Annotated in this window: 22 protein-coding genes and 1 pseudogene; 3 read left to right on the top strand and 20 right to left on the bottom strand. The window is 71.0% G+C overall.

Annotated elements, in window-relative coordinates; genetic code table 11:
* Nucleotides 1-527 precede the first annotated feature (527 nt).
* The gene (locus BLT39_RS08880; protein WP_278246975.1) at nt 528-1,478 is read left to right on the top strand and encodes an ATP-dependent DNA ligase; all 951 of its coding nucleotides are present in this window, start codon (nt 528-530) and stop codon (nt 1,476-1,478) included.
* Between the two features lie 21 nt (nt 1,479-1,499).
* On the opposite strand, the gene BLT39_RS08885 is transcribed toward BLT39_RS08880, so the two are convergent.
* The 3 genes from BLT39_RS08885 to BLT39_RS08895 form a co-directional block, all read right to left on the bottom strand.
* Entirely contained in the window at nt 1,500-1,769 is a 270-nt protein-coding gene (locus BLT39_RS08885; protein ID WP_091061963.1) for a helix-turn-helix domain-containing protein, read from the bottom strand.
* An 8-nt stretch (nt 1,770-1,777) separates the two neighbouring features.
* Nucleotides 1,778-2,275: a hypothetical protein gene (locus BLT39_RS08890; protein WP_091061965.1), complete on the bottom strand. Its 498-nt coding sequence runs from the start codon at nt 2,273-2,275 to the stop codon at nt 1,778-1,780.
* A 306-nt stretch (nt 2,276-2,581) separates the two neighbouring features.
* Nucleotides 2,582-4,102 (bottom strand): ParB/RepB/Spo0J family partition protein, encoded by a 1,521-nt coding sequence (locus tag BLT39_RS08895; RefSeq protein WP_165640213.1) that lies wholly within the window; start codon nt 4,100-4,102, stop codon nt 2,582-2,584.
* Between the two features lie 409 nt (nt 4,103-4,511).
* Between BLT39_RS08895 and mobF the strand changes: the two genes are divergently transcribed.
* Nucleotides 4,512-9,587, top strand: a complete 5,076-nt coding sequence (gene mobF / locus BLT39_RS08900) for a MobF family relaxase (protein ID WP_242658268.1) — start codon at nt 4,512-4,514, stop codon at nt 9,585-9,587.
* A gap of 48 nt (nt 9,588-9,635) precedes the next feature.
* Here the strand turns inward: mobF and BLT39_RS22720 are convergent, their stop codons facing one another.
* The 16 genes from BLT39_RS22720 to BLT39_RS08980 all read right to left on the bottom strand — a co-directional run bounded on the left by BLT39_RS22720 (nt 9,636) and on the right by BLT39_RS08980 (nt 24,817).
* Complete coding sequence (locus tag BLT39_RS22720) at nt 9,636-10,052, bottom strand: hypothetical protein (RefSeq protein ID WP_131801441.1); 417 nt, start codon at nt 10,050-10,052, stop codon at nt 9,636-9,638.
* Nucleotides 10,053-10,820: 768 nt separating this feature from the next.
* A complete protein-coding gene (locus tag BLT39_RS08910) occupies nt 10,821-12,308 on the bottom strand; it encodes a type IV secretory system conjugative DNA transfer family protein (RefSeq protein WP_242658269.1) in 1,488 nt (495 codons plus the stop codon).
* The gene (locus tag BLT39_RS08915; RefSeq protein WP_091061971.1) at nt 12,305-13,582 is read right to left on the bottom strand and encodes a hypothetical protein; all 1,278 of its coding nucleotides are present in this window, start codon (nt 13,580-13,582) and stop codon (nt 12,305-12,307) included. The genes BLT39_RS08910 and BLT39_RS08915 overlap by 4 nt, the downstream gene beginning before the upstream one ends.
* Entirely contained in the window at nt 13,582-13,884 is a 303-nt protein-coding gene (locus BLT39_RS08920; RefSeq protein WP_091061973.1) for a hypothetical protein, read from the bottom strand. The genes BLT39_RS08915 and BLT39_RS08920 overlap by 1 nt, the downstream gene beginning before the upstream one ends.
* Nucleotides 13,885-14,007: 123 nt before the next feature.
* Entirely contained in the window at nt 14,008-14,466 is a 459-nt protein-coding gene (locus tag BLT39_RS08925; RefSeq protein ID WP_091061976.1) for a hypothetical protein, read from the bottom strand.
* Nucleotides 14,463-15,569: a C40 family peptidase gene (locus BLT39_RS08930; protein WP_242658270.1), complete on the bottom strand. Its 1,107-nt coding sequence runs from the start codon at nt 15,567-15,569 to the stop codon at nt 14,463-14,465. Before BLT39_RS08930 ends, BLT39_RS08925 begins: the two co-directional genes overlap by 4 nt.
* Entirely contained in the window at nt 15,566-16,879 is a 1,314-nt protein-coding gene (locus tag BLT39_RS08935; protein WP_341349862.1) for an ATP-binding protein, read from the bottom strand. Before BLT39_RS08935 ends, BLT39_RS08930 begins: the two co-directional genes overlap by 4 nt.
* A 197-nt stretch (nt 16,880-17,076) precedes the next feature.
* The gene (locus BLT39_RS08940) at nt 17,077-18,567 is read right to left on the bottom strand and encodes an SCO6880 family protein (RefSeq protein WP_091061980.1); all 1,491 of its coding nucleotides are present in this window, start codon (nt 18,565-18,567) and stop codon (nt 17,077-17,079) included.
* Complete coding sequence (locus BLT39_RS08945) at nt 18,564-19,928, bottom strand: type IV secretion system protein (RefSeq protein ID WP_091061982.1); 1,365 nt, start codon at nt 19,926-19,928, stop codon at nt 18,564-18,566. Before BLT39_RS08945 ends, BLT39_RS08940 begins: the two co-directional genes overlap by 4 nt.
* Complete coding sequence (locus BLT39_RS08950) at nt 19,921-20,745, bottom strand: hypothetical protein (protein ID WP_091061984.1); 825 nt, start codon at nt 20,743-20,745, stop codon at nt 19,921-19,923. The genes BLT39_RS08945 and BLT39_RS08950 overlap by 8 nt, the downstream gene beginning before the upstream one ends.
* Nucleotides 20,745-21,035, bottom strand: a complete 291-nt coding sequence (locus tag BLT39_RS08955; RefSeq protein WP_091061986.1) for a hypothetical protein — start codon at nt 21,033-21,035, stop codon at nt 20,745-20,747. The genes BLT39_RS08950 and BLT39_RS08955 overlap by 1 nt, the downstream gene beginning before the upstream one ends.
* Nucleotides 21,032-21,823: a hypothetical protein gene (locus BLT39_RS08960; protein ID WP_131801442.1), complete on the bottom strand. Its 792-nt coding sequence runs from the start codon at nt 21,821-21,823 to the stop codon at nt 21,032-21,034. The genes BLT39_RS08955 and BLT39_RS08960 overlap by 4 nt, the downstream gene beginning before the upstream one ends.
* 80 nt (nt 21,824-21,903) lie before the next feature.
* A complete protein-coding gene (locus BLT39_RS08965; protein WP_091061990.1) occupies nt 21,904-22,662 on the bottom strand; it encodes a hypothetical protein in 759 nt (252 codons plus the stop codon).
* A 176-nt stretch (nt 22,663-22,838) separates the two neighbouring features.
* On the bottom strand, nt 22,839-23,171 hold the full coding sequence (locus BLT39_RS08970; protein ID WP_091061992.1) for a hypothetical protein: 333 nt from the start codon (nt 23,169-23,171) through the stop codon (nt 22,839-22,841).
* Nucleotides 23,172-23,447: 276 nt separating this feature from the next.
* Nucleotides 23,448-23,822, bottom strand: a complete 375-nt coding sequence (locus tag BLT39_RS08975) for a hypothetical protein (RefSeq protein WP_091061994.1) — start codon at nt 23,820-23,822, stop codon at nt 23,448-23,450.
* Between the two features lie 662 nt (nt 23,823-24,484).
* Nucleotides 24,485-24,817 (bottom strand): DMT family transporter, encoded by a 333-nt coding sequence (locus tag BLT39_RS08980; RefSeq protein WP_207507791.1) that lies wholly within the window; start codon nt 24,815-24,817, stop codon nt 24,485-24,487.
* Nucleotides 24,818-25,697: 880 nt separating this feature from the next.
* Here BLT39_RS08980 and BLT39_RS22370 point away from each other — a divergent pair.
* On the top strand, nt 25,698-25,871 hold the full coding sequence (locus BLT39_RS22370) for a hypothetical protein (RefSeq protein WP_165640214.1): 174 nt from the start codon (nt 25,698-25,700) through the stop codon (nt 25,869-25,871).
* A 268-nt stretch (nt 25,872-26,139) separates the two neighbouring features.
* Here the strand turns inward: BLT39_RS22370 and BLT39_RS08990 are convergent.
* Nucleotides 26,140-26,532: pseudogene (locus BLT39_RS08990) on the bottom strand (methyl-accepting chemotaxis protein); the annotation flags it as partial.
* Nucleotides 26,533-26,548 lie beyond the last annotated feature (16 nt).

Raw genomic sequence — 26,548 nt, forward strand, 5'->3', positions numbered from 1 at the left:
CGGTCGACCCCGCCCGTTCCGCGCGGGTGGGGTCAGTTCTCGGCACGTCGGAGCAAGGCACGAACAAGTGCCTGACCATCCGGTGACCAGGCCCGTCAGGAGCTCCCATCCGAGGTCGCTGACCCACAGCCCCCCGTCGCAGTCAATCCTCCCTGCGCAGCGCCGGCCGTACTCGGCCTGCGCTGCGCTGGTGACCACGTGAAGCGCTACCGGCGCTGGCGGAGCGGGGCCAGTGCCGCGCCCCGGGGGCCGCGCCTGCTCCTGGGCCGGTTGTGCACGCCGAAACGCACCGATGAATGCCCGAGCCGGTCGCCGGGTGCATCGCTGTGCGAGACGGAGCGCAGCAGAGCAGCCGGCTGGCCGCATGGGGTGATCGACACGCATGCCGGTCACCCGCTGGGGTGTACGGACCGGCATTCAGCTCGGCGGGTTGCCCGACCCGGCTCGAGGCTGTGCCGGTGACGAGGCCGGCCGGATTCCCGCGAGCGCACCCCGGCGTGCCTTCCGGCCTGGCCGGAGCTGTGCCGGTGGCCCTGTCCAAGGCCGTGGCCGAAGTGCCTGCGGCCGATGCCTTGCCGGGTGGGTGTGTGTACGAGCCGAAGTGGGATGGCTTCCGCATGGTCATCGTGCGCGAGGCCTCCGGTACGGCCCTGTGGTCCCGGCAGGGCAAGGATCTCACCGCCCGCTTCCCTGACATCGCCCGCGCCGCCACCGGCCAACTGCCGGTCGGGGCGGTCGTGGACGGCGAGGTCGTGATCTGGGCCGGTGACCGGTTGGACTTCGGGCTGCTGCAGCGCCGCCTGCTCACCGGCCTGCGCGGCCTGCCAGCGCTGGTGCGGGCCAACCCGGCGTCCTTCGTGGCCTTCGACGTCCTGGTCGACGCACACCGCAATGTTCGGCGGCTGCCGCTGACCCAGCGCCGACGCCGGCTCGAGGGACTGGCAGCGGGGTGGTCGCCGCCGATGCAGCTGTGCCCGCAGACCACCGACCGGGACGAGGCGGTGTCCTGGATGGCCGACTTCCGCCCGGCCGGGGTGGAAGGGCTGGTGGTCAAGGCCGCCGGCGGTGCCTACCTGCCGGGTCGACGGGACTGGCTGAAAGTCAAGTCGCGGGAGACCACCGAGGTCGTCGTCGGCGGCGTCATCGGGTCACTGGCCCGGCCCAGTCAGCTGGTGGCCGGCCGCTACCGCGACGGGGAGCTGCGGGTGGTGGGGCGCTCGACACCGCTGAACCGGGCTCAGGCGGCCGAGCTGGCCGCCGTGCTGGTGCCAGCGGGCGAGGAGCACCCGTGGCCGGAGCGGATCGGGTCCGGCGCGTTCGGCGGCGGCCGGCTGTCGGTGCCGATGGTGCGTGTGGCCCCGACCGCGGTGGCCGAGGTGTCCGCCGATGCCGCGTTAACGGCGGGGGTGTTCCGGCACCCGCTGCGGTTCGTGCGGCTGCGCCCGGACCTCTCCCCCAGCGACGTCCCCACCCTCTGAGCTGCGCTCAGACCTTTCCGGTCAGCGGCGTTCAGGGCGGCGCCGGGCGCCGGTGCGGGCAGCGCCGACGGCACGACGGGGCACCCGGTGGGCGTCGAGGACCCGCCGGACGGCGGTTGAGGTGCGGTCGACGAGCTCGGCGATCTCCCGCAGCGACCGGCCCTCCGTATAGGCGGTGACCACGTAGGTCTCCAGCCGCTCCCGGAGCTCGCGGTTCAGGAACCGGCCAGCCTGAGCAGTGCCGGCGAACTCCGGCAGGGGCTGCAGCTGCGGCCGCGGCGGGTAGGGCATGGGACGTATCAGTCGCGGACTGGCCAGGGCGCCAACGGGGCCAGGGGGTCGCCCGGTGAGCCGTCCGGGGTGGTGGCGCGGTGTTCGTGGCTGCCGCCGGCGTGGGCGACCGCTGCGAGCAGCAGCCGCAGGTTGTCCCGGTCCAGGCCGGCGGCCAGGTCGCCCAGGGCGACGGGGCGCCCGTCGGCGAGGGAGGCGGCGGCGCGCAGCAGCCGCAGCTGCCCGGCGGATCCGACGATGCGGCCCTCGGCGATGGCGCGGTCCAGCTCGGTCCAGGTGACCTGCGCCCAGCCGATGCCGGCGGCCCGTCCGGTCGGGGGTCCGTGCGGGTCGTCGTCGTAGTCGACGGTGATGAGGTCGGCGGCGGCGAGCTCGGGCAGCCAATGGCCGGCGTTGACCAGCAGGAGGACGGCGGCCTCGGCGGCGTAGTCACCGACAGCGGCGCGCAGTAGCGCGGTCTGCAGGTCCAGCGGGTCCAGGTCAGCTGCGCGGGGCGGGAACAGCACGAGGGCTCACCGGTCCTTTCCGCTGGTTACGTCAATGGGTGGTCGAGTGTGCCCGCCGCCGGTACGGGCGTGAGGGCTGGTTGACCCGTCTGGGTCAGCTCTCGGTGCGCGCAGCGCATCCGGCGGTGTGGGTGTTCCGGGGGGGTAGGTTGCTTGAGTGCGTCGGGACGTCAGTTCCGCCGGACGCGGCAGCGGACGGGCCGGCGCGTCAGCGCCGGGTGCGCACGGACCGACGGCCGAGATGGCTTGCCAGGTGGGTGCGGGTGGCCACGGCGGCGTTGCCGTGGCCAACCGGGGGTGGCCCGGTCAGTCGTCCTGGTCGCTGTCGGTGGTGGGTGCGGGGTCGTGGCCGCAGGCGCGGTGCTCGACGTCGGCCAGGGTGTAGCCCAGGGCCTGCAGGTGGGTCAGGTAGCGGCCGGTGGCCGGGCGCAGGTGCCTCCAGTCGTTGCGGTCGGCGCGGGCCTCGTAGGCGGCCAACACCTGCACCAGCGCCAGCAGGAGCGCGCGGGCATCAACGGCGGCGGCGACGAGCCGGGCCAGCTCGGCCGATCGGCCGTAGCTGCCGGTCTCGATGCCGAGCAGGTCCGCGGCCAGGTGGTTTCCGCCGACGTCGGCCAGCAAGTCCGCATCCACGGCCAGCGAGGCGGCAAGGAAGCCGGCGGTGCCCTTGGGGGCCGTCTTGCGGCAGGCCAGGTCCCGCAGCCACTCCCGCCGGACCGTCTGCGCGCTCCCCCACGCCTTGTTGGACTCGATCACGTCGCGGCGGGCGACCCGGGCGGCTTCGCGCTCATCGTCGGTGAGCTGGTCGGCGGGGACCCGGCCGCTGTTGCCGCTGCTGGTGGCGGCCCAGGTGTCGGTGTGGCCGTGGGCGGCGGGGTCGGTGCACACCCAGCGCGGGGCGGCCCAGCTGCTCCACTCCCGGCGCGGGGCCTCTCCCCCGTCCTCGGGGTCGTCCTCGTCGTCGAGGTCGACCTCGTCTTCCCCGTCGCCGTCGCTGGCCTCGCCCAGGGGCTGGCCATCGGCGTCGACGATCACCCAGCCGTGCTCCTGCCCGATGTAGGCGGCGTGCCCGGGGCAGCACTCGTGGGTGGCGGCGGTGAGCCGGGTGCCCTCGTCGTCGGCCAGGCGGTGCAGCTCTGCGGCGGTGTCGCCAGAGGCGGGCCGGTCGATGACTCGCACGCCCTGCTCGCGGAGTTGGTCGGCGAGGCCGGAGCGGGCGGCGGCCTCGCGGCGGTCATCGCGCAGCCGCTGGGCAACGTGGTCGAACCGGCCCTCGCGCGCTGCGAGAACCAGGGCCTTGACGGCCTCGGTGTCGGCGTCGAACTCAGCGACCACGGCGGCCTGGGTCAGGTCCAGGAACTTATAGCGGGCGGTGGCGGCGCGGGCCAGCTCAGAGCGGTGCACGGCCAGGGCGGCCGTGACCTCGGTCTTGGTGGCGCGGGTGCGGCGGGCGATCTGGGTGGGGCTGACGCCGAACGCGGACAACTGGCCGATGACGTCGGCGCGCTCGGCGGTGGTCAAGCCGGTGCGGTGCTCGTTCTCGGCCCACTGGGTGACCAGCCGCTCCACCGTCGCGGCGTCATCGGTGGTCTCGTCAGCGACGACGACCACGGGCACGGTCGGGCGGCCCACCTCGACGGCGGCCAGGGTGCGGCGGTGACCGAAACGGACCCGCAGCCGGTCCTCGTGGGTGCGCACGACCACCACAGGCACCAGGACGCCGTGCTCGGCGACAGAGGCCTTGAAGTCCGCGTCGAGGCGGGCGTCGTGGCGGACGTTCAGGTCCACCAGCAGCAGCGCCGGGTCGACGTGCAGCAGGTCGCTCACAGCGGGGGCGAGAAGTGTCATGGCGCCATTCCTTCCGGTACCCGCACCATCGGCGGGAATTTGGTCTCAGAACGCGTCCGCGCCCTGTGCTGACCATTCTTCGCGCCGGCAGAAGCGGCTGAGCGCTCACGAATTCATCTGTGGATTGGTAAGCGACAATGGCGCCCTTGTGGACAGCGACGGACGGCTAGGTGCTCGACCTCAGGCGTTGCGGGGTCGACGTGGCGACCACAGATCGACCCAGCGGCACCGGAGCCGGCCCGGCTTCCGTCCCAGACCGGCAGACCCAGCCACGCCGTCGGCCACATCGCCTGGAGCAGCACCTCGGAAGGACCAAGATGCAGGCCGACACACCTCCTGCACGCCGGGTGACAGCCGGGAGCCCTCGACGTTCCCTGCGGTGTTCGTGATGACGGTGCACAAGCTGACCGCCGGCGACGGGTACACCTACCTGAGCCGGCAGGTGGCAGCGCAGGATGCCGACGGCCCAGGCGTCGGCGGTCTGTCGGCGTACTACACGGCCAAGGGCGAGAGCCCGGGCCGCTGGCTGGGCCGCGGCCTCGAGGCCCTCACCGGCGAGGGGCTCGGGCCGCGGGTGACCGAGGCCCAGATGCGGGCGTTGTTCGGGGAGGGATGTCACCCCGACCGAGACCGCATCGCGACCGAACTGACCTCCGCCGGGGCCACTGCGGCAGAGGTCGGGCGGGCAACCCGGCTCGGCGCTCCGTACCGGGTGTTCGCCGCGGCCGGGGAGTTCCGCCAGCGGTGCGCGGTCGCCTACCGCGAGCACAACGCCGCCCACGAGGAGGCCCGCGGCACGCCGGTTCCGCAGGAGGACCGGGCACGTATCCGGACGGCGATCACCGTGCAGATGTTCAGCGAAGCCTTCGGCCGCGCGCCACTGGATGTCCGGGAGCTGTCGGGGCACATGGCGCGCATCTCCCGCCAGGCGACCACCGCCGTTGCCGGCTACGACCTGACCTTCAGCCCGGTCAAGAGCGTCTCGACGTTGTGGGCCATCGCCCCGCCCGAGATCGCCGCGGCCATCGAGCAGGCCCACGACGACGCTGTCCTCGACGTCATCAACTGGCTGGAAGACCACGCCACCTACACCCGCACCGGTCGCCACGGCGTCGCCCAGGTCGACGTCCACGGACTGCTCGGGGCCGCATTCACCCATCGCGACTCCCGCGCCGGGGACCCCGACCTGCACACCCACGTCGCAATCAGCAACAAGGTCCAGACCCTGACCGGACGCTGGCTGGCCCTGGATGGACGGCCGATCTACAAGAACACCGTCGCGGCCTCCGAGCGCTACAACACCCGCATCGAGGCCCTGCTCACCGAACGGCTCGGGGTGCGCTTCGCCGAACGCCGCGACGGCAACACGAACAAGCGCCCCATCCGCGAGATCGTCGGGATCGACGGTTCCCTCCCCCGCATGTGGTCCTCCCGCCGAGCCGCGATCGACACCCGCCGCGCCGTCCTCACCGCCACGTTCCAGTTCGACCACGGCCGGCCGCCGACCGTTCGTGAGGCCATTCAGCTGGCCCAGCAGGCCAACCTGGAGACCCGGGACGTCAAGCACGAACCCCGCTCCCACGCCGAGCAGCGCGCGACCTGGCGCGCCGAAGCCCTGACCGTCCTCGGCGACGCCGACGGGCTCACCCGGTACGTGGACGGCGCCCTGAACCCCGTACACCGGCCAGCACCACCAGCCATCACCGACCAGTGGCTGCACGACGTCGCACGTGCCACGGTCGACCGCGTGGCTCTCGCGAGGGCCACCTGGGAGGAGCCGCACCTGCGCGCCGAAGCCGAACGACGCGCCCGCCACGCCGGCGTCCCCTACGTCGAGCTCGACACCGCCGTCGACCGGGTTGTCACCCGCGCCCTGTCACCCCCATTCTCCCTGCGCATCACCCCCGACCGTGACGACGGCGAACCAGACCCGCTACGCCGGCTCGACGGCACCTCGGTGTTCGACGTCGACGGCGCCACCGTGCACACCTCCGACCAGGTGCTGGATGCCGAACGCCTGATCATCGACGCCGCCGGACGGTTCGACGGACATGTCACCCCCACCCACTCCGTACACGAAGCACTTGAGAAGGCCTCGGCCATCGGCCCGCCGCTGAACCCTGGCCAGACGGACTTCGTCCGGCAACTAGCGACCTCCGGCTCCCGGGTACAGGCAGCCCTGGCCCCCGCGGGCACCGGCAAGACGACCGCCCTCGGCGTCCTGGCCGAAGCCTGGCGAGCCGGCGGCGGCACCGTCATCGGGCTCGCCCCCTCCGCAGCTGCCAGTGCAGTCCTGCGCCACAAGCTCGCCGACACCACCGACACCGTCGCGAAGTTCGTGCACTCCATGCGCACCGGCGCCGACACCCCCGACTGGATGGCCTCCCTGGGTCCGGGTTCGCTCGTCATCGTCGACGAAGCAGGGGCCGCCGCCACGGGCGATCTCGCCGCCGTCGTCGACGCCGTCGTCACCGCCGGCGGATCCGTTCGACTCGTCGGGGACGACCAGCAGCTGGGCGCTATCGGCGCCGGCGGGCTTCTCACCGACCTGGCCCTCACCTACGGCGCCGTCCACCTCACCGAGGTCGTCCGTTTCACCCACCGCGACACCGGCGCACCCAACGCCGTCGAGGGCGCTGTCTCCCTGGCACTGCGCGACGGCGACCCCGCCGCGCTGGCCTACTATGCCGACCGCGGCCGATTCCACGTCGGAGACCTGGCCACCTGCCTTGATCAAGCATTCGGCGCCTGGCAAGCCGACCGGGCCGCTGGGTTGGACGCGCTCATGCTCGCCCCCACCCGCGACGTCGTCCGCGAGCTCAATGACCGCGCTCGAGCCGAACGCCTCGACCGGGAAGGACGCGGCGGCCCCGAGGTCGCGTTCGCCGACGGGACTGCAGGCTCGGTAGGGGACGTCGTCATCACGCGGCGCAACGACCGCACCCTGGCCAGCGGCCGCGCGGGATGGGTCACCAACGGCGATCGGTGGACGATCGCAGCCGTCCGACTCTCCGGCGCCATCGACGTCGTCCACAACCAGACCGCCGCTTTGGTCACGCTCCCCCCGGACTACGTCCGCGCCGACGTCACCCTCGGCTACGCCAGCACTGTCCACGGCGCCCAGGGCGTCACCGCCGATGCCAGCCACACCGTCGTCACCGGTACTGAATCGCGTCAGCAGCTCTACGTCGCCCTCACCCGCGGCCGGCACGCCAACCATGCCTTCATCACCGTCGCCGGGGACGGGGACACCCACAGCGCCATCACTCGGGACGGAGTCCTTCCTCCCACTGCGGTGGAGATCCTGCAGCGGATCCTGGCCCGCGACTCTGCCCCGCAGTCGGCCAACAGCGCCTTGGCCCAGGCAAACAACCCGGCCCAGCTGCTGGCCGCTGAGGTCGACCGGTACGTCCACTCCCTCGCCACTGCAGCCGAAGATCTGGTCGGGGCCGACGTCATGGCCACCATCGACGAGGCCGCGGAGGCCGCGTTCTCCGGCCTGCCGGATGAGCCGGCCTACCCAGCGCTCCGCGCCGACCTCGCCCTCCAGGCAGCTGCTGGCTACGACGCGATCGAAGTCCTACGGAGTGCGGTGAACGACCCGCGCGGCCTGCACAACGCACGGGACGTCGCAGCCGTCCTCGACTGGCGCATCAAGGCGCCGGAGCCCGATGGTCCTCCGCCCCCTCTCCCCTGGCTCCACGCGACCCCACAGGCCCTGGCCGACCACCCGGTGTGGGGCAGCTACCTGGCCCGACGCGCAGACTGCATCCGGGAGCGCACGACGACCATCTCGGACGCCGCAGCCGACTGGACGCCCGACTCGGCACCGGCCTGGTCACAGCCCCTGATCGGCGCTCCGGAGCTGATACGCGAGCTAGCAGTCTGGCGGGCGGCCGGCGGCACGGAGCCTTCGGACCCACGGCCCACCGGCGCCCCGAGCTTTACTGCAGCGGACTTAGCTCATCAACGGCGCCTCGACACCCGCGTCCGCCAGATCCTCAGCGCGACGACGACCGAGGCCGTCCAGTGGGCGGCGCAACTGCGCGACGCTGCCCCGGGCATCGACACCGATCCCTATTGGCCAGTACTCCTCGACCGACTGGTCAGCAGCCGGCTCGCCGACCCAGACGGCACCGGGCTGCTGGAGGCAGCCACCACGACCCCCCTGCCTGATGAGCTTCCCGCTGCTGCTCTGTGGTGGCGTCTGCTGGAGCACCTCCCCGCGCACGATGGCCAAGACACGGGGATGGGGGCACGAGTCAATCTGACGCCACCGCCGGCGCCAGCCCCGGGCGGCTCGCTCCACGATGCCGATGAAGCTGCCCGCAGAAGAGCGCTCGAACTGAACGAACTCGCGGCAGCGTTCTTCGACGACGCGTACGGGGGCTCGTGGGCGCAGACCTACCTCGTCGACCGATTGGGGACCGACCCCAGGGAGTCCACCAACTACACGGTGGGGTACGCACCAGGGGGATGGACGCAGCTGGTCGACCACCTACGCGGCGCAGGGGTCAGCGAGGACGACCTGCTCGCCTCGGGGCTGGCAAGCCGCACATCGAACGGGCGACTGATCGACCGCTTCCGCGACCGTGTTGTGTTCGCCATCCGCGACGACGTCGGCATCGTCGGCTGGATCGGACGGAGGCACCCGGACGCAGACATGGCCCCACACCCGGGCTCGCCGAAGTACCTCAACACCGCTGAAACCCTCGCCTTCGTCAAGGGCCGGCACCTGTTCGGACTGGCAGAGAACCGTCCCACCGTGCGACACGGGGCCACGCCCGTCCTGGTCGAAGGTCCGGTCGACGCGCTGGCCGTGACCATCGCCGGCGCGGGCAACTTCATCGGGATTGCCCCGCTCGGCACGGCCTTCACCGACGAGCAAGCAGACCGGCTGATGGTGTCGGTCCAAGACGGCGCGCCAAGCGTCATCGTGGGCATGGACTCCGACCCCGCTGGGCGACGATCGTCGGAAGGCATCTTCTGGAAACTGATCGACCGGGCCGAGGTCCGGTCGCTGGCGCTGACCGAAGGAAGCGATCCCGCGGACACCATCCGGGACCGCGGTACTGCCGCACTGGCTAGCGCGCTCGAGTCGCACGTCGGTCTCGCCGATGTCGTCGTCGATGCCCGTATCAACGAGGTGGCCGACCGCCTCGACACCGTCGAAGGACAGGTAGCAGCAACCCGTCGGTCCGCCGAAGTGATTGCCTCGGTTCCGGTTCCTCAGTGGCCCGCCCTGCTGACCCACGTTGTCGCGCGAACCGGTATCGCCCCAGACATCGCACTTGCGGAGACCCTCGCGGCCGCCGACCGCCGAACCCATGCAGTCAGTCGTTCCGACTTGGCCGTCAATGTGAGCGAGGACCGGTACGAGATCGCACAGGCACAAGCACAGAAGCGGTGGTCAAGGACTTGCGGACCGGGCTTGCTTGAGCCTGCCCGGCATCGAAGTCGGTAGATGTAGACAAAATGGTGTGTTCGCGAACCACAGGTCGCGCCTGTGAACCTAGGGCTCCCGTTCACCCGGTTTTCTCGACGAGTCCTCGCCCTGCATCCCGTCAGGGCTTCGATGAATGCCTCCCCCCGCTGGGCCGAACATGGCGTCTTTGGGGCTGATCCCATCGAGAGCGGAGGCGATCACATATCCGATGAACAGAACGCCGAGCGCGCCCGCGGAGGCCAATTCACCATAGTTCCCACTGGCTAAGCGATCTTCACGCGATTGTATGAGGAGGGCATGCGCCGTACCCAGTGATGCGATGACGATGGCGAGGACCGTCGAGATGCGTCTGATCATCGCGGCCGCCACGTTTCTCGGTGACAGCCATGCCCTGTCTCGTCTCACGAGTGCAGCGACTTCGTCCGCGAGCAGGTCGTCCAGAGGCTTGCGGTGGCTATCCGGCAGGTCTGTTCGCAGCTTCACATGCCGCTCAATCCGCCTATTCAGTGTGGGGACCCGGGCGTACTGGAATAATCCAGCCGCGAAAGCGACAACAAGACCTGGAGCTGCCGACGAGAGCCATTCGAGATTCAATCAAAGCCACCCAAGGTCAGTTGCGCTGCAATTTGTCCTCGAGAATACCCGAGGCGAGCCCCAGGTCGATCTTCATGAATCCCCGACCAGCGCGGTCGCTTTGGGGTACTGAAGTTAGCCTGACCGTTCCGCGATCCGCCCGCTTAGCGCACACGAAACAGGCCGCTTCCGCGCCGCGTCACTCTCACTAGGTGGCATAAGAGCTGGAGTATCGGGCGCGGGCGGGCCAGTCCTGATGCCTCCCCGTTCGGCACGTGCTCTCGCCGAGCCGATCGGTCATCCGATCGCTGAACGCGGGGAACGCGTACCGATTCCACTCCTCGGCCTGTTCCGGCGCGGCTGACGCCTCCGCTTCCCACCGGAGGACGGCCAGCACCGGGAGCTCGCGTGCGATGTGCGGGTGCTCCCGCCAGCACGCTGGGATGAGCTGAGCAGGTCGCCAGACGTATTCGTGGTTGAGCCAAAGCACGACGTCGTCGCACCATGACCAGATCGCCTCTGCCAGGTCGGCGGTGCAGGACGCCGGCTCCCACGGCCGCTCGAGCTCAGCGACTGACGAGGGCGGGAACGCCTGTCCCCCTTCTCGACCGTGCACCCCGTGCAGCAGATCAAGCGCGGCGAGCACCGAGATTGGTGGGGCCGGGAACGGGAGCACCATCACCGCGATGGGCCAACCGGGTCCGCCGGGACCATCCAGTTCGCCTGCGCGTATCCGATTGCCGCTGCGGTCCGCACGGCGACGTCGTCATCCTGTCCACGGGCTCGATCAACGGCCTCGCGAGCTGCGGCCAGCTCCGCTGCCAGACGCCGCCCGTCCCTACCGTCCAGGCAGCGGTGCAACCGAGCGATGATCGGCGGCGCAGTGCCGGCGATGACGACGGCGTGTCGCTCGGCGACCGTGCGGAAGTCGCCCGGCCGCAGGACGCGGACGTCCTCCCCCGATCGCGACGATCCAGCACCACCCGGGCCGTCCGTGATGGTGCTCCGGCTGATCCGGACGTCGTCGAGCAGCTCGGAGAGCTCTCGGTAGAACTGGACGTCCTTCCCACCCCCGAAGACCACCAGGTTGTTGGTGAGCCCGAACAGCGAACGGGCCTCGTCCTCCCCGTAAGCCACGACCATCTGCTTCCACGTCTGCGTGGCGTAGATGAAAGACAAGCCGAGCGCGCGCTCGTTGGCCATCCGCACCCGCAGCGTCGGCAGGGGCGCGGTGGACGGCAGCTCGTCCAGGCACGCCAGGAAGGATGGCGTCATGCGCCCGTGCGGGGAGGTCGTCGCTAAGTGGAGAGCGGTGTCCAGGACGTGCTCGGCGACGGCCGTCATCAGCGGCGCGGCCGAGGCATAAGGGTCTTCCCGGCCCAGCAGGTAGACCGTTCCGTTGCTCCGGATCAGGTCGGGGAGGTCGGTCGCCGGGCGGCCGGGGCCGGGCACGCATCGCCGGCGCACGTCCGGCTGGAAGAACAGGGCCATCGCCTGCTGCACCGTGGTGATGGTGTTTCCGACGGTGTCGGGGCTGCCCCGCAGTGCCCCGAGCAGCAGACCGTCCCAGAAGCGGGCGGCGTGCGGGTGCTGCTGCAGAATCTCCGCAGGCTGCTCGGCGGCCACGGGGTTGGCCACCCACTCCAGGACGTGGTCGATGGTGCGACCGGTGAGCGCAGCCGCGTGCAGGAACCCCTGCAGCACCTTGGCGGTCTCGGCCGCGTAGAAGCGGGCGGCACCGTCCTGGCGGCCGCCAGAGACGGCCCCGCTCACTGTGCCGGCCGAGAACGCCTTGGCCCGGCGTTCGGCGGTCCGCGGGTCCACGCACCCGGCGACGGGGTCCCAGACCAGCTCCGGCGTGCCCGGCGCCGCGGCGAAGGGGTCGAGGACGGCGACTGGCCGCGCACGGCCGCCAGGGATGGCCGGCCGTTGGCGGCGACCCATCGTCAGCAGGAGGTCGTCGACCTTCGTCAGCGTCGCCAGCGCACCCCCACGGTGTGCGAGCAACGCTGGCGCGAGCAGGTCGAGCGTCTTGCCGGAGCCCTGTTCTCCGAACACCCCGGTGGTGCGGTCGTAGCGGCACCACAGGTCGACGCCCGCTGGCACCACTGACTGACCGAGCCGCCAGCCCACGTCGTGCGGGTCGAACGTCCGCAGTCCGATCAACGCGGCCTCGTCTGGCCGTGATGACGCTGCCGCCCGAGCAGGACCTGTCGCGCGGCCTCGCGGCTGGCGGCCTCGAGTGCACCGGCTGCCTCGGGACGGCGGAGCATTTCCTGGTTGGCCGCCTGGACGCGATGGGGGAAGCCCGGGGGGTGCGCCTCGTCGATGCGGACCGCCACCGCAAGCGACAACAGCCTGGCGTTGTGCAGCGCGCCGACCACCGGTTGGAGGTCGGCCGCGTTCGCCCGCACCAGTCCTCCGGGCTGGTAGCCGCGGAGGTACGGCGCCATCCGCTCCTCGCGCGGCGGCAGGTCCCTCGCGAAGGCGACGAGGCTGCCGTCGTCCGCCCATGACCGGACGGTTCGGTAGAGCAGCTGGACAGCCAGGGTGGGCATGTGCTGCGCCGCTGCGGCCACTGCGCCCCGCACGGCAGGGTCGCCGAGCATGGTCTGTGCCGGGGCGCTGGTCAGGCTGTCGTTGAGACGGATGGCTGCGGCGACCGCCGGTGGGGCCTGGGGGTGCGGACGCCTGCTGCCGTCGTCGTAGGGCCGTAGTGCCTCCCGGACCGCGCGCCAGGCCGGCGAGGCCAGGTGCCCGGAGCCCATGGGTGCAGTGCTGCCGAGTCGCTGCGCCAGGGCCGTGATCGTCTCGGCGGCCGAGGTGTAGGTCAGGACCTGCGCGACGGTCGGCAGGTGGGCTGTTGCGCCCGTGGCCCGGAGTAGCGCAGCGACGGCGTCCGGGACGACGCGAACCGGGTCCCGGCTGGTGATGCGCTCGAAGCCTGCAAGCGGACGATCGAGAAGAGAGGCATCGCTCCGGGACGGCGGGTGGAGCGCTGCGGTCTGCTGCACGCGCACCGCCCAGCGCCGGACCTGCTCCACCCGCTGCGCCGCGGGTTCGGGGGCCGGCTGCAGGATGGCCGCCAGCGGGGTGACCGTGTCGGCCATCAGGGTGGCCACAGCCCAGCGTGAGGAAACGGTGCTGTGACTGTGCAGCACAGCCATGCTGTCGGCGGCCGCACCGGCCAGCAGGGCCATCCGACCCTCCGCGACGGGGGCGTGGCGCCCCAGCTCGGAGCAGGCCGTGGCGAGACCCGCCACGTCGCGCTCCAGACCCCGCCGGCTCTCGGTCGACAGGCCGTCGTCGCGGAGGTGGGCCAGCGCACGGCCGAGATGCCCCAACGCGGTCGCGGCGTCGGCCTGGTCCGCCGCCGACCGCTCCACCCGCTCGGCGGTGTCGGCGAGCTCGTCGAGGAGCTGGCCGAGCGAGGTCGCCATCAGCGCACCGCGATCAGGGCTCGGCGGCCGTGCCGCGCGGCCTGGACCACCGACGGCTGGTCGAAGTCTGCCGCGTCCAGTTCACCCAATGCGCGGAGAGCGCGGGTGATGAGGACATCCGGGCCCGGATGATCGGGTACCGGAGGGACCGGCCCGGTGTCGATACCCAAGGCAGCGCAGGCGGCGAGGCTGTGCAGGGCTGCCGAACGACCGGTGAGCCGATGCCTGCCCGCGGTGGCGAACAGCGCTGCGGCGAGCCTCACCTGGTCCAGCGGGGCGGTCGGGCGATGGGTGGTCTGCATGGTTCTCCTCGATCGGTGACGGAGCACGACCGTGGGGGCTCGGGCGCCGTCATGGGGTGCAGGTCACCGAACCTGTGGACAGCTGACAGGTCCGGGTCTCCCTGTGGATGGAGCCCTGGTCGATCAGCGGTGGTGCAGGTCGGGCCGGATGACCTGCCGTGCTGCGCGGAGGCCCGACACACCGAGGGCCTGCTCGGCCTGCCGCCGGGTGGCCATGCCGTTCCTGGCCGCCCTGGATCGCCCGACCACTGCACTGACCAGCAGGGCGCCCGCAACGATGAGCACCGCCTCGCAGGTGATGACCACGACGTAGGTCGGCGTCGGACCTGCCATCCGCGCTACCTGGGTCTCTGGGTAGGCCGCACCGGGATGCCCTTCCACCAGGCCGGCGACAGCAGGGGGGATGTCGCCAGCGGTGGCTGGCCAGACCCAGCCATCGCCCCAGATCGCGGCAGCCAACCCGACACCCACGAGCGCGCCGCCGGCCACGACGCTGAGGACGACCGTGATGGCGATGAGGGCGATCTCCCAGCCGCGGCCGACCGGTTGGGGGTCGCGCACCCGTCGCAGCGGCGCGCTCATCCGATGTGCCGGACGGCCACGACCTGACCGGCCCACCGACTGGCCTCCGTCACGATGACCGGCACCCCGCTCATCGGGGCGTGCACGAGGTACAGGTGCCTGCCGTCCGCCGCGTCGACGTAGCCGGCAACCATCCCGACGTGACCGGGCCGCAGGGCGGTCCCTCCGGAGCCCGGGATCATGACGAGGTCACCGGCGACGGCGTCGGTGAGGTTGATGGCGCCGGGCGTGCCGTGGCCTGTTTGCGCGGCTGCGTTGTGCGGGAGCGCCACACCTGCGGCCGCCCAGGCCGCCATGGTCAGACCTGAGCAGTCGAAGGCGTTGGGTCCGGCGGCAGCCCAGATGTAGGGCTTCCCGAGTTGGGCCAACGCGTACTGCACGGCCGCGACCCCCTGCGGTGAACCGTTGATCACCAGACCGGCCGGCACCGTCGGCGTCCCGGTGGTGTTGCCGCCCATCGGGCCGACGAACTCCCCCACCGGCTGGGCGCCGCCGGCACCTGGGCAGATCGCGGCGGTCGAGGTGCCGGTGCCGTCCCCGGCGCCGACCCCGCTGCTCGCTGTCGGCCAGATCTGCCCCACGACGCCCTCGGCCAGCCCGATGTGGAGGGCGTACCGATCCGGGTAGGCCGAGATCTGGACCGCCTGCGCGACGTCCCCTATCGGTCTGGTCTCCCAACCGGGGACGCCGACCATCCGGTCGAGGAACGCGTTGGTGGACCGCACGGGGTCGATGGCGACGGCTTCGGTGTAGATCGACACCCGCTGCTGGAACAGACCTTCGGAGTCGTGGTCGGTCTGGACGGCGGAGTTGACGAGCCTGGACTCCGTGTAGGCGGTGGCCACGGCGATGACCGCCGCACGGACGGGCAGCTGCCGTCCGGCCACCGTCGACACGATGGTCCAGGCGTGGCCCATCTGGTCTGCGTCGAGGTCGACCCCGCCGACGGTCTGCCCCGATCCAGCGCCCGCGCACAGTCCGGTCGAGGCTCCCGCAGGCGTCGCCCCACCACCGGTCAGGACCAGCAGCATCGCCGTCACGACGGTGATCACCGGGACTGCGGCGGCTGCCGCACCCTTGGCCATGCCCTGCCCGCTGGTCACGGTCGGTCCGCCTGGTGGGTGATAGCGTCGTTGGTGTCGGTGAGCGCCAGGTCCACCGATGTCCGGACGGTCTGGACCTTCGCGACGTGGCTGCCGACCATCCAGAGTGCCCGACCGCGACCTGCCGCTGCCCAGTCGGTGACGATGCGCTCGGCCATGGGGCTCAGCCCGAGCAGTCCGGAGAGCTCGTCCCCGATCTGCTCGTCCTGGCCGAGGAGGACCTTCGTCGCGCAGAGGTGCAAGAGGTCCCGGGCGATGGCGACCGCCTGGCTGTCGGCGTCCCCCACGGTGAGCATGTCCGAGGGTTTGTGGGCGACCACGACCTGGATGCAGCCGTCGTTGCGGGACAGGCGTAGGTCGGCGTCGAGTGACTTCACCGCGTCGGTGCCCAACCGCATCTGCTTCCAGCACTCGTCCCTGATGACGATGCGGAGATCGCCCGGCTCGGCGAGCTGGGTCATCGCCCGGCCCCAGGAGTTCAGGCAGGTGAGGGCGACGCCGACGGCCTGGTCCCCCAGTGGTTCGAGACGGGACAGCGACAGCGACTGGATGGGCGCACGCCAGTCGACCTGCACCGTCGTCGGTGCGTCGAAGAGGCCGGCGAGGTGCCCGGTGACCAGGGCCCCCAGTGCGTCGCGCACTGCACGGGTGTCGTCGAGGAAGTGCTGCCGGTCGGCGTAGCGGCACGCGTCCACCAGCATGTCCCCCGGCTCGCGCAAGGCATGCCACAACTGCGGGATGGTGACCTCGCGCAGGCGGTCGGCACCGTCGCTGTAGCCGGTGACGTCGCGCAGGACCTGGCCGACGGCGGTCTCCGCGGTTGGCCCGAACGAGACGCTCTGCGACCCGACGAGTCCCTTCACCAGCAGCAGCCAACGGGCGAACACCATTGCGGCCCGTCGCTGGGCCTCTGCCCGCGACAGCGAGGTCCAGTCATTGCCCAGCGGACCGAAGTCCAGCGGGTTGATCCGCGCCGGCAGACCGTGACCCACCGCGTGCGGCTCGACCCCGAGGGCGCCGCACAGGGGCGCGTACTCGTCCTTCACGTCACCGAGGACCAGGGTCCGGTAGCCGTAGGCCATCTGGCGGAGGGCGAACATCTTGACCGTTCCGGATTTCCCGCGACCCGGTGCTCCGAAGAAAATCATGTTCGGGTTCGTCACGCCCGCGACCCCGTCGAGGGTCCAGCCGATGGGGTCGGCCGCGAACGCTCCGCCGGACAGGTAGTCGATGCCCAGCAGAGCCCCGGAGGACGAGAGGCCGTTCCCGGCGATGAACGGCCAGACGCCGCCGACCTGCTCCGTCGTCATGCGGTAGACCGCGAGCGGAGCTGGAACAGCTGCCCAGCCCGCGGCTGTCCCCGCCCGGCCATGCCGGCCGACGGTCGAGCCGAACGGGTCTCGGTCCGCCCGTCGAGCCGGCGGTCGAGGGGTGGGTGGGAGGCGGTGGTCGAAGTCGGCCATGAGGTGGGCCAGTCCGCGGCCGGCTGCCGTTCCCCTGGACTGCCTCACCGGACGCCCCGGCGACGAGGCAGCCCGACACCGAGAGGGACGCACGCGGCTGCGAACCCTGTGTCCTGCGCCAGGTCGAGCCGGAGCGGCTTGAACCCGCTGCTGGTGATGCTGGATTCCAGGCGCCGGCCGTAGTCGCTGATCGACCAGGTCCCGGGGACGGTGACCGCGGCTGCGACCCCGACCCGCACCAGGGCGTTGCCCTCGGCGAAGCGGACATCCCGGCCCTCGACCCGGGCAGCTTCCTGCCGGTGGACGGCGCGCACCCGGAAACCCCCACGGCGGCGGATCTCGTTGGTCAACTCGGAGTTCATCGACTCCCCACCGATCATCCGATCCGCCCGGGTGTGGCTGATCGGCTCGAAGGAGACTGAGACGGAGCGACGTTCACCGGCCGTCGTCGGCACCAGGACGGGGGCGAGAGCCCCCATCACCGCGCCCTTGTCCGGGAGCAGGACGGTGCAGGTGACGGACTGCCAGGCGTCGTGCTCGTAGTGCCGTCGTTCGGGGGGCGGCGCAGATGACGGCCCGGCGACGGCCATCGGCAGTCCGGGCTCCTCAGTGGTCAGCCGGGCACGGTCGCCGGGCGCGAAGCCCGTGCGCACGGCTGCGGCCAGGCCGGGTGAGTCCAGCCAGGTGACCGCTGTGCAGCCGACACCGCCGAGCAGCCGGGCCTCGAACTCGGACATGACGCCGTACAGGACGCGCGCCCGCCCGTCCGTCCCGCCGCCCGCTTCCTTGGCGAGCCGGGCGACGCGACGTTCCGGGACGACCACCGTCACGAAGGCTTCGTGACGCACCCCGGCCGCGGTCATGATCTCCGCGAGCTCGTCGGTGACCGCCTGCGCCAGGGCCGGCGCATCCGGGCGACGGTTCGCCACCTGCCACGCCGTCCGCTCTGCGCCGTCGTCGGGCACGGTGCGGACCTGTAGGACGACCGACGAGACGAGTTCGCCGGTGGCCGCGCTCTCCAGCAGTTCGGCCAAACCGTGTCCGAGCCGGGCACGGGTGCCTGCCTCGGACAGGCCGATGCCCGGGTGCGCGATGCGGGCCACCACGGCCCAGGTTCGCTCGCGGTCGTCGGACACCACCACCGGCCGAGCGAGGAGCGGACCGAACGGTGGTCCGTCGTGCGTGCGGATGCCCGACAGCACGCCAGGCAGGTCCGCCTCCTCGAGGTCCTCGACGCTCCCGGTCGCGGCTCGCGCCTGCCAGGAGGTCCATCCGAGAACGGAGCCGATGAGACGGTGGCCGGCGTCCCAGGTCCAGCGGAGCGGGGTTCGACCGCGTACGGGGACTGCGAGGAGGACGACGGCGGCCGCCCACAGCGGCGTCCAGGCTGCGGCAAGAGCCCAGCGCTGCGCACCCAGCGCCGCGAAGACGGGAATGCCGCTCGCGGCAGCGCCCACCCAGGTGCCCACGCCCAGGCCACCGAACGTTGCTCCCCGGTCGACCGACCAGGAGCCGTAGCGGACCGGAGTGCTCATGGCTTCTCCCCTGCCTCGTCTGCGGAACTTGCTGCTGGCTGTCCCGGCGAGGCCGGGGCGGTCGCCGACCACACGTCGGGCCCCTGGGTGGAGGTCGACCGCACCTGGCCTCGATCCAGCGAGGTTCCGGGTGCTTGGCCGCCCCCCGCGCCGGACGCCGCGGAGGAGCGCTGAGAACGCCGCTGACCGGAACCCGCCGGGTAACTCGGATGGCCGACCCCGCTCGCACTCAGCACGTCGGCGGCCAGGTCGACCGTCCGGTGCGCCACCGCGGCAGCGACCCCGACGCCAGCGGCGGCGGCACCACCGACGGCGGTGGCTGCGGCCCCCAGCCGTCCGACCGACTGCGCCTCGGCCGCGGCCTCACCGTGGGACCGACCATCGCCGGACGTGGCTGCCGCGGCACCGCTACCGCTGCTCTGGCCGCCGCCGCGAGCAAGTCCGGGAAGCCCGCCGGCGTCGCTCCAGGATTGGCGAAGTGCCGATCCCGACGCCGTCCCGGGGTCGACGAAGGCCAACAGCCTGAAGAGCACCAGAGGGCAGACGGCACCGATGGCCACCATGACCGCGCCGACGACGGCGGTGCCCGCGGCCTGGGCGGTGTCGTCCCCGCTGCCGGCCACCACGCCGGCCGACAGCTGGACACCTATGCCCAGCATCAGCGCCGCCGTCGGAGTGATGAGCAGGCTCGCGAAGAACCATCGCAGGCTCTTCCAGAACCATGCCCGGGTGCTGTCGCTGAGCAGCCCACCCGCCGAGATGGGCGCGGTCGCGATCAGGATGATCAGCGCCGCCTCCCGGACGAGGGCGATGATCACGTAGAAGAACGCCGCCGGGATGACGAGCAGCAATGACGACAGCCCCAGGACCGTGGCCGCAGTCGCGTCGACGACGTCGCGCGGCCAGGAGTTGGCGGGGTCGACAGCGGCGAGGCTGTCGACGTCGAGCATCGCGGTGAGGATGCCGCGGGCCAGCTCTGCTGCGGCGAGGATGAATCCGCCAGCTGCGCCCAGGTAGCCGACCCAGACGAGGCCGAACTGCAGGACGCCGAGGACGATCCGGCCCAGCGAGCGACCGTCCCGTCGGACAAGGGCCAGGGTCAGCTGGACGAACATCATGACGACGGCGACGCTCGCGCCCAGCCACAGCGTCGTCGGCAGCACAGCACCCATCGGGCCGGTCTCCGAGACGTCCGGCGTCGTCAGTGCGTCGATGACCCGGAAGGCGAGTCCCAGGAGCCAGAGACCTGCCGACCAGATGCTGACCATGGCCGCCGTCCAGACGTCGGCGATGGCCTCTGCCGCCAGGTCTCCCAGCCACGTCATGGGGTTGAGGTCGATCGCGACGACGTCCTCACCCACGGTCGAGGTCCCGGTAGCCGACGGAGATGGCGAGATCGGTGTCCGGCCAGACGGACGGTGGTTGCGCGGGTTCCGCGCCGGGCCCGATGAGCCACCGGTCGGTGGACCAGACCATCCGCTGGCAGTCCGCAACGGCTCCCCGAGCGGTCTGGTCAAGGGTGACGTCGAGCTCGAAGTCGACGCACGGGACGACGAAGTCGGTGCCGACCGTCCCCTTGATCAATCCCATCAGCGGGGTCAGGACGATCGCGAGACGGGCGGACCCGCCGCCGGACACCCCGGCGCTGTCGAACAGGGTGGCCATGGCGTGGACCACCGACCAGCTCGTCGTCGACGGCCCGCCCGGTAGGGCCCAGGCCCGGATGACCTCCCTGGCCCCGCTCAGCGAACCGGACTCGAACGCGACCTGGTTGATCGCGGCGAGCTGTGCCAGGGCTCCTTCAGGGGTGGCGGGGAACCCGCTCGGCACGCTTGCCGGGCCCAAGGTGGTCGGGGCGGGCAGCACGATGGCCGGTCCGGGGTCGAGTGTGGACACCGGGCCCGGACGAGCCGCCGAGGCATCCACCGAAAGCATCGGCCGATTGCTCAGCTCGTCCCGGGCGGTCTCCGGGTCCAGAGCGGTTGCTGGCTCGGGGGTGGCCCGCACCTCGGTGCTGGTCCCGGTCGGCGACGAGGAGTCAGTGACGACGGCTCGGAACAGGCCCACGGCAGCGATCCCTGCGACGAGGACGATTGACACGCCGGCGGCAGCGAGGAGCGCCAGCAATCGTCGGCGACTCCAGCCGGTGCGGGTCGAACGAGCCGCTTGGCGGGCCATCAGCAGCCCGTCCCGACGATCGACTGCACGATGACGTAGCCGACGACGTAGAGGATCGCGCCGACGACGCAGATGAGGATCCCGTCCATGCCGAGGCGCGCCCCGCGCGGATGGTGGGTGGCCCGGCCCCAGATGAGCATGCCGACGCTGGCGAAGAAGCAGATGGCCAGCACCGCCAGGACTGCCCACTTGACCCAGCTCGTGATCTGGTCGGCGTAGACCTGGACGCCGGGAGGAGCCGCCGGGCAGACGGCCGCCTCCAGCACAAGGTCGGCGAGTCGGGGCCTCACCGGTCACCCCGCCCCGCGGCGCGGCCGTCCACGGCGAGAAGGCGTCGGGCGGTGTCGATCGACGACAGGAGCTGGGCTCCGGCTGCGACGACCGGACGCGGTAGTGGTCGGTCCGTCAGCCCGATGACGTCGAGCCGTGAATCCCACGGCACGTTCACGACGAGCGCAGTGTCCTGGAGAGCGGTGAGTCGCGGTCCGACCGAGGCCCGCACCTCGCGTGCCCACCCGTGCGGTCCGACAGCGGCGACCAGCAGGGGGCGGCCGGCGAGCTCCTCGAGCCGTTGCTCGACCAACCGGACGCCGGGCACATTGGCCCGGCACACGACGATGGTCGGGATCGCCCTCGCGGTGGTCCTCTCCGTACAGCCGAGGTCCAGCACCGTCAGCTCGTCGTCGACGACCCCGCTCGGCACGACGGTCGACTCCCCGTGGAAGAACGCGCGGCGCTCGATGACGATCGACGTGCGTCGTCCCCTGCGCCAGGTACCGGTCGGGTCCGTACCGAGCTCGACAGCTGCAGCCGCGACCAGACCGGACCGGCCAGGAGAAGCCGGATCAAGGAGATGGACGGACTGGCCGGACGCCGCCGCCGCATCGGCCAGTGCGAGAGCAACCGTCGACGAGCCGGCACCGGGGTGACCGGCGATGACCGACACCTGACGAGCCGCATCGGACCTGTCCGGCGCCGGGGTGACGTCCTCACCGGGCTGTGCCTCGCCCGTGTCACCCCCGGCGGTGCGCGCCTGCCGCCCAAGCAGGTGGCGCATGACGTGCTGCACGTCGGCCACCGACAGTGGCCCGACAGGCTGCTCCTCGACACCGAGGACGCGACCGACCGTCACCGGTCCCCCGGCTGCTGCACCCGCGTTCACGCGACCGATGCCAGGTAGTCACGGGCGACGAGCCGCAGGGTCTCCAACGTGCGGCGCCGACGCCGGTATAGCGTTCGGGTGGAGATGCCGTGCTGCGCCGCCACGATGGCGTCGCCACCGGACGGGTGCAGGTGCCGGGCACGCTCGGTCGCGATCAGCAGCTCGAGCTCACGGGGGTCGATGCCGGACCGCACCGCGCACTGCAGCAGCTCGACGACGTCGACGTCGTCCGACTCAGGCTCCGGCACCGCAGGCTGCAGCCTGGTGATGTCCCCGTCCACGGTGAGCACCTCCGCGCGCTCTGGGTGACGGCGGTTCCTCGGGCGCAGCTCGGCAAGGACGGCGTGCCTGGTGTCGTGCCGCAGGTTCGCGGCGATCGACCGGGGCCGGCGCTGCCACGGGTACCGCCGGATCTGGCAGGCCAGCTCTCCCGTGACGACGGCGAGGATGTCCGGGCTCAGGTCCCGCAGCTGGCGGACCGTGACCCAGACCAAACCGCTCAGCAGGTGGAGCAACAAGGCGAGCGCGTCGTCGTCGGCGCCGTTGTCCGCCGCGGCCAGCCTCACCAGCGCCGCGAGGACCGCGTCGCCCCGCTCGTGGTCGCTGGTGACCGCACAGGCCTGGACGACGTCGGCCACGGTGGGGGTGCCCAGCAGCGCGGGCTCGGACTCCGCCCAGCGCACGAGGGTGCGGCTGTCGTCAATGCGGACGACGAGCGCCGGCCAACTGCCGACGATCGTGGGGTCGTGGAACATGCAGGTGCCTCCGGCATCAGTGGGATGCCGAGGACGCTCCGGGGAGACGTTCGAGCAAACGTCACCCCGAAGGCGCCGACGTCAGCGTCCGGCCGCCGTCACCCCCGGGCGGTCCAGGGGTGACACATGCTCCGCCCGGGGGTGACGTGCACCGGTGATGTCTCCGACTTGGAGGATCAGCCGCCGGAAGCGCGATCGCCGGTCCGTTGCACTGCGCCCTGCCACACCCAGCAGCGCAGCGTGTCGCCGCCGACCTCGACCTCCACCCCGACGGCGTCCTCGGTCCACCGCCTGACGCGGACCCGGCACCTGATGTCGGCGTCACCGAACCGCAGCCACGCCAGGCCCCACATCGATCCCCGCTCCGGTGCGATCGAGACGGCCCGAGACCCCAGCTCCAGCTGCTCGTCAGTCAAGCTGTGCAGCGGACCCCGGCTACGTGCCTCCAGCAGCTGACGCTCCTGCCCGCGCCGAGCACCGGCGTCGGGGTAGCGACGGTTGGTCCCCATCGCTCAACTGTCGCACATACGTTCGAATCTGCGGCCCAAGAAGTGCACGGGCATGCCGGCGTGGCAGGGCAAGTCGTAGGTTCACAAGCTGACGACGGGTGGTTTCTGGGCCGTTGATTTCGGCACGGGTTTTGGTCCGCAGACGTCCATCACAACCTGCGCATTCCTCGAACCGGTCGAACGTTCGGACGAAGGCTCACAAACGGGGGTTTGTGAACCGCTCGTACGACGACGTGCCCATCTACCAGATGGGTGGCCAGCAGGGGGTGCGGTCAGTCAGGCGGGCCGGTTGCGATCGACGGCAAGTGCGCCTCGTTTAGCAGCGATGATGACCGCAGTCGCGGCGAACAGCTGCCATGCGACCAGCGCGTAGACGGCGCCGCGTTCCCACACGCCGTCATCGAAGATGACCGCGGTGCCGGTGGCGATGTTGGCTGCCAGTAGAGCGGTCGAGAGCAGACCGGCGATGCCGAGGCCCGCGCTGATGACGGTGAACAGCCGTGGCAGGCCCAGCGCTGAGGCGCGCCTCGCGACAACGGTGGACAGGCCGTTGCCAGCGAAGATTGCGGCGACAGCGCCCAGGATGTGGAGGATTGCCGTTCCGTTCTCTACGGCTTCCTGGCTTCCGTGGAAGGTGCCCACGAACACCATGCCGGCACCGCAGACCGTTCCGAGAGGAAGCGAACATCCTCGACCACGTCACCGCTGACTTCCCGCCGACCTTCATCGCCGACGGCAACACCGGGACGTTCCCCGATCAGGCCAGGGACCTGGCTGATGAACTGAACCGACTGGGCGTGGAGAACGAGGCCTTCCTGCCCACCCGGGAGCAGGCGGTTCTTGGGCACGGGTTCATGGCTGCAGCAACGCGACCGCCCAGAAAGCGCCCGGGACACCCGGGACAGCATCGTCGCTGATCGGTCCTGACCCGACGTCAGCGGCGACGAGCGCCCGGCCGGCTCTACCTGCCCGCCTCGACCAGACCGCCCAGGTCAACCATGCCCGGGGTTCAGTCGGTGCAGCAGACCCGTCACCTGGTCACCGGGTTCAATGTGTCCGCCTTCGACCCCTCGTCTACGCAGGTGCGCCCGTCAAGATCCTCAGCAGCCGTCGCATGGCGGGGTGGTCCACCCGAGCCCTGTAGCCGCTGTTTGGTAGCAGTGTGCAGTGCACCGTCGACACGGGCTCCCGCTGACTGCCTCATTGGGGCGAACTCTGCGATGGGCCTCACCAGCAGGAAGCGGACCCCGCAACTGCCCTCACCCGGCGCAGGAGACAGCCTGCCGGTGGGCCAACAAACCGGCTGGGTCGGGTCAGGTCTCGGTACTGGCGCCCATCTCCAGCGCGAGCACTCCGATGACGATGAGCGCCATACCCAGAATCTGGATGGCCGTCAGGCGTTCGTTCAGGAAGACGGCTCCGATGACGGAGATGACAACAATCGCCACTGCCGACCACAGGGCGTAGACGACGGCAACATTCAGCCCCCGTTTCAGCACGTGAGACAGTAGAAAGAAGGACAACGCATAGCCCACGATCACCAATAGGCTGGGCAGCAGGCGCGTGAAGCCCTCGGTGACTCTTAGGAACAAGGTGGCCACGATCTCGACCGTGATGGCCAGCGCGAGAAGACCGTAGGTCACCATCAACGCCCTCAGTCCCTCTCCGTTGCCTCACAGCCAACACTTTGGCCAGGTCGAACGTAGGACGTGATGCAAAGCCAGACTTTGACGTTGTCCGCCTAAAACGGCAACGGATTGTCTCATCGGCGCAAGCTCAGGCGTCACGATCAGCCCAGGTGTTGGTCCTGCCGTCGATGCACTGCTCCGCACCCCGCCTGTCTGCCCCCCCGTGCACGACGGCGTGCCCGATTCCGGGCAATGCATGCCTGATTTGGTCGGATGTGGCATAGGCCTGGCCGGCGTTCTGTCGCTAGCGTTCCACTGCAGAGGCCACCGACCGCCTCGTCCTTACTGTGGTTGCGCTGCCCACGCAGGGCCTAACGAGCCAGGTAGGCGGCCCTGCGCGGCACACCGTCACCAGCTCCGCAGCCGACGCAGGCTGTCGGTTCCCGAACCCGCCGGGTGGACGCGAGGAGCGTGCGATGGACGACGACCGTCATCAACTGTCCATGACCATTCTCATGACCCCGCACATGTCGAATTCCGCCGGCGACGTCCATGGCGGGGGACGGCGGAGGAGGTGCGTGGAAACCGGGCCGCTGAGCGGCGCCTCGAGCTGCGCCACACCATTGCGCGGGCTACCGAGGAAATCCGGTCTTCTCCTGCAGGGGGCTTGACGTGAGCCCGCATTGATTCAAGCAGGGCAGCAATTCTGCGACGCTAGCTGCGTTGCTGGCCCCTCGCCGGAGCGATCGGCCGTCGCTCGCCTCCCTCGGACAGAATCAGTGACGGTTACCCGGACAGGTCGGCATGGAGTGCTAGGAGCGCCGAACTGAGATAGCAGTAACCGGGGCGCGAATCAGCGCTCGGGACGCGCACGACAGCAGACACGGAGATGAACGACATGACGCACAGCCTGGTTCCGATCGACGACGCCGATGATGGTCGCTCTCATGGCAGCGGCGGACCCGCTGATGATGGGGCGAATACCGCGGAGGTCCTGAGCGATGGTGCCGGCGAGGCCGGCGAGGCCGGCGAGGACGACTCGCCCCGTGACCGTCCTGACAGCTCGAGCTGACGGGCAGGTTTTCCGGCTCGACACCAGGTGCATCGGCCGCCGGTGACGTGCGCATCGTGCTCCTCACGCCGCTGGGGACACCGCCGCATCTTCCCGACAGCCAGTTACCAGCGCCGCAGGACCCCCGTCTGCACCGATTGCTCAGCTGCGCACACCGAGGCGCGGTGTGTAGTGGTGGACTGGCAGATCGTCGGCGGCTTGATCAAAGGCCTCGGGTCGTCAAGCCGTCCAGCTGACCAGGCAGGACGCATCTTGGCCTCCTGCCTGGTCAGTAGGTGAAGGTGCTGACAGTTGTGCGCAGGTCGGCGGCCATGCGGGCAAGTTCATCGACGGCGACTCGGCTTTGACTGAGGGTCTGCGTGGTGGTGCCGGCAGCAGTGGAAACCCCGGTGATGTTGGCGGCGATCTCCGTCGTGCCGCCCGCGGCCTCGGCGACGCTGCGCGACATCTCGTTGGTGGTGGCGGTCTGCTCCTCCACCGCCGAGGCGATCGTGAGCTGGTAGTCATTGATCTGACCGATCACCTCGCTGATGCGCCCGATCGCGGCCACTGCACCACCGGTGTCGGCCTGGATCGTCTCCACCCGGCGGGCGATGTCCTCGGTGGCGCGGGCGGTCTCCTGGGCCAGTTCCTTGACCTCGTTGGCCACGACGGCGGGTCCGCTATCGGGAACGGCG

Origin of the sequence: Klenkia brasiliensis (assembly GCF_900100695.1) — a bacterium.
GTDB classification, from domain to species: Bacteria; Actinomycetota; Actinomycetes; order Mycobacteriales; family Geodermatophilaceae; genus Klenkia; species Klenkia brasiliensis.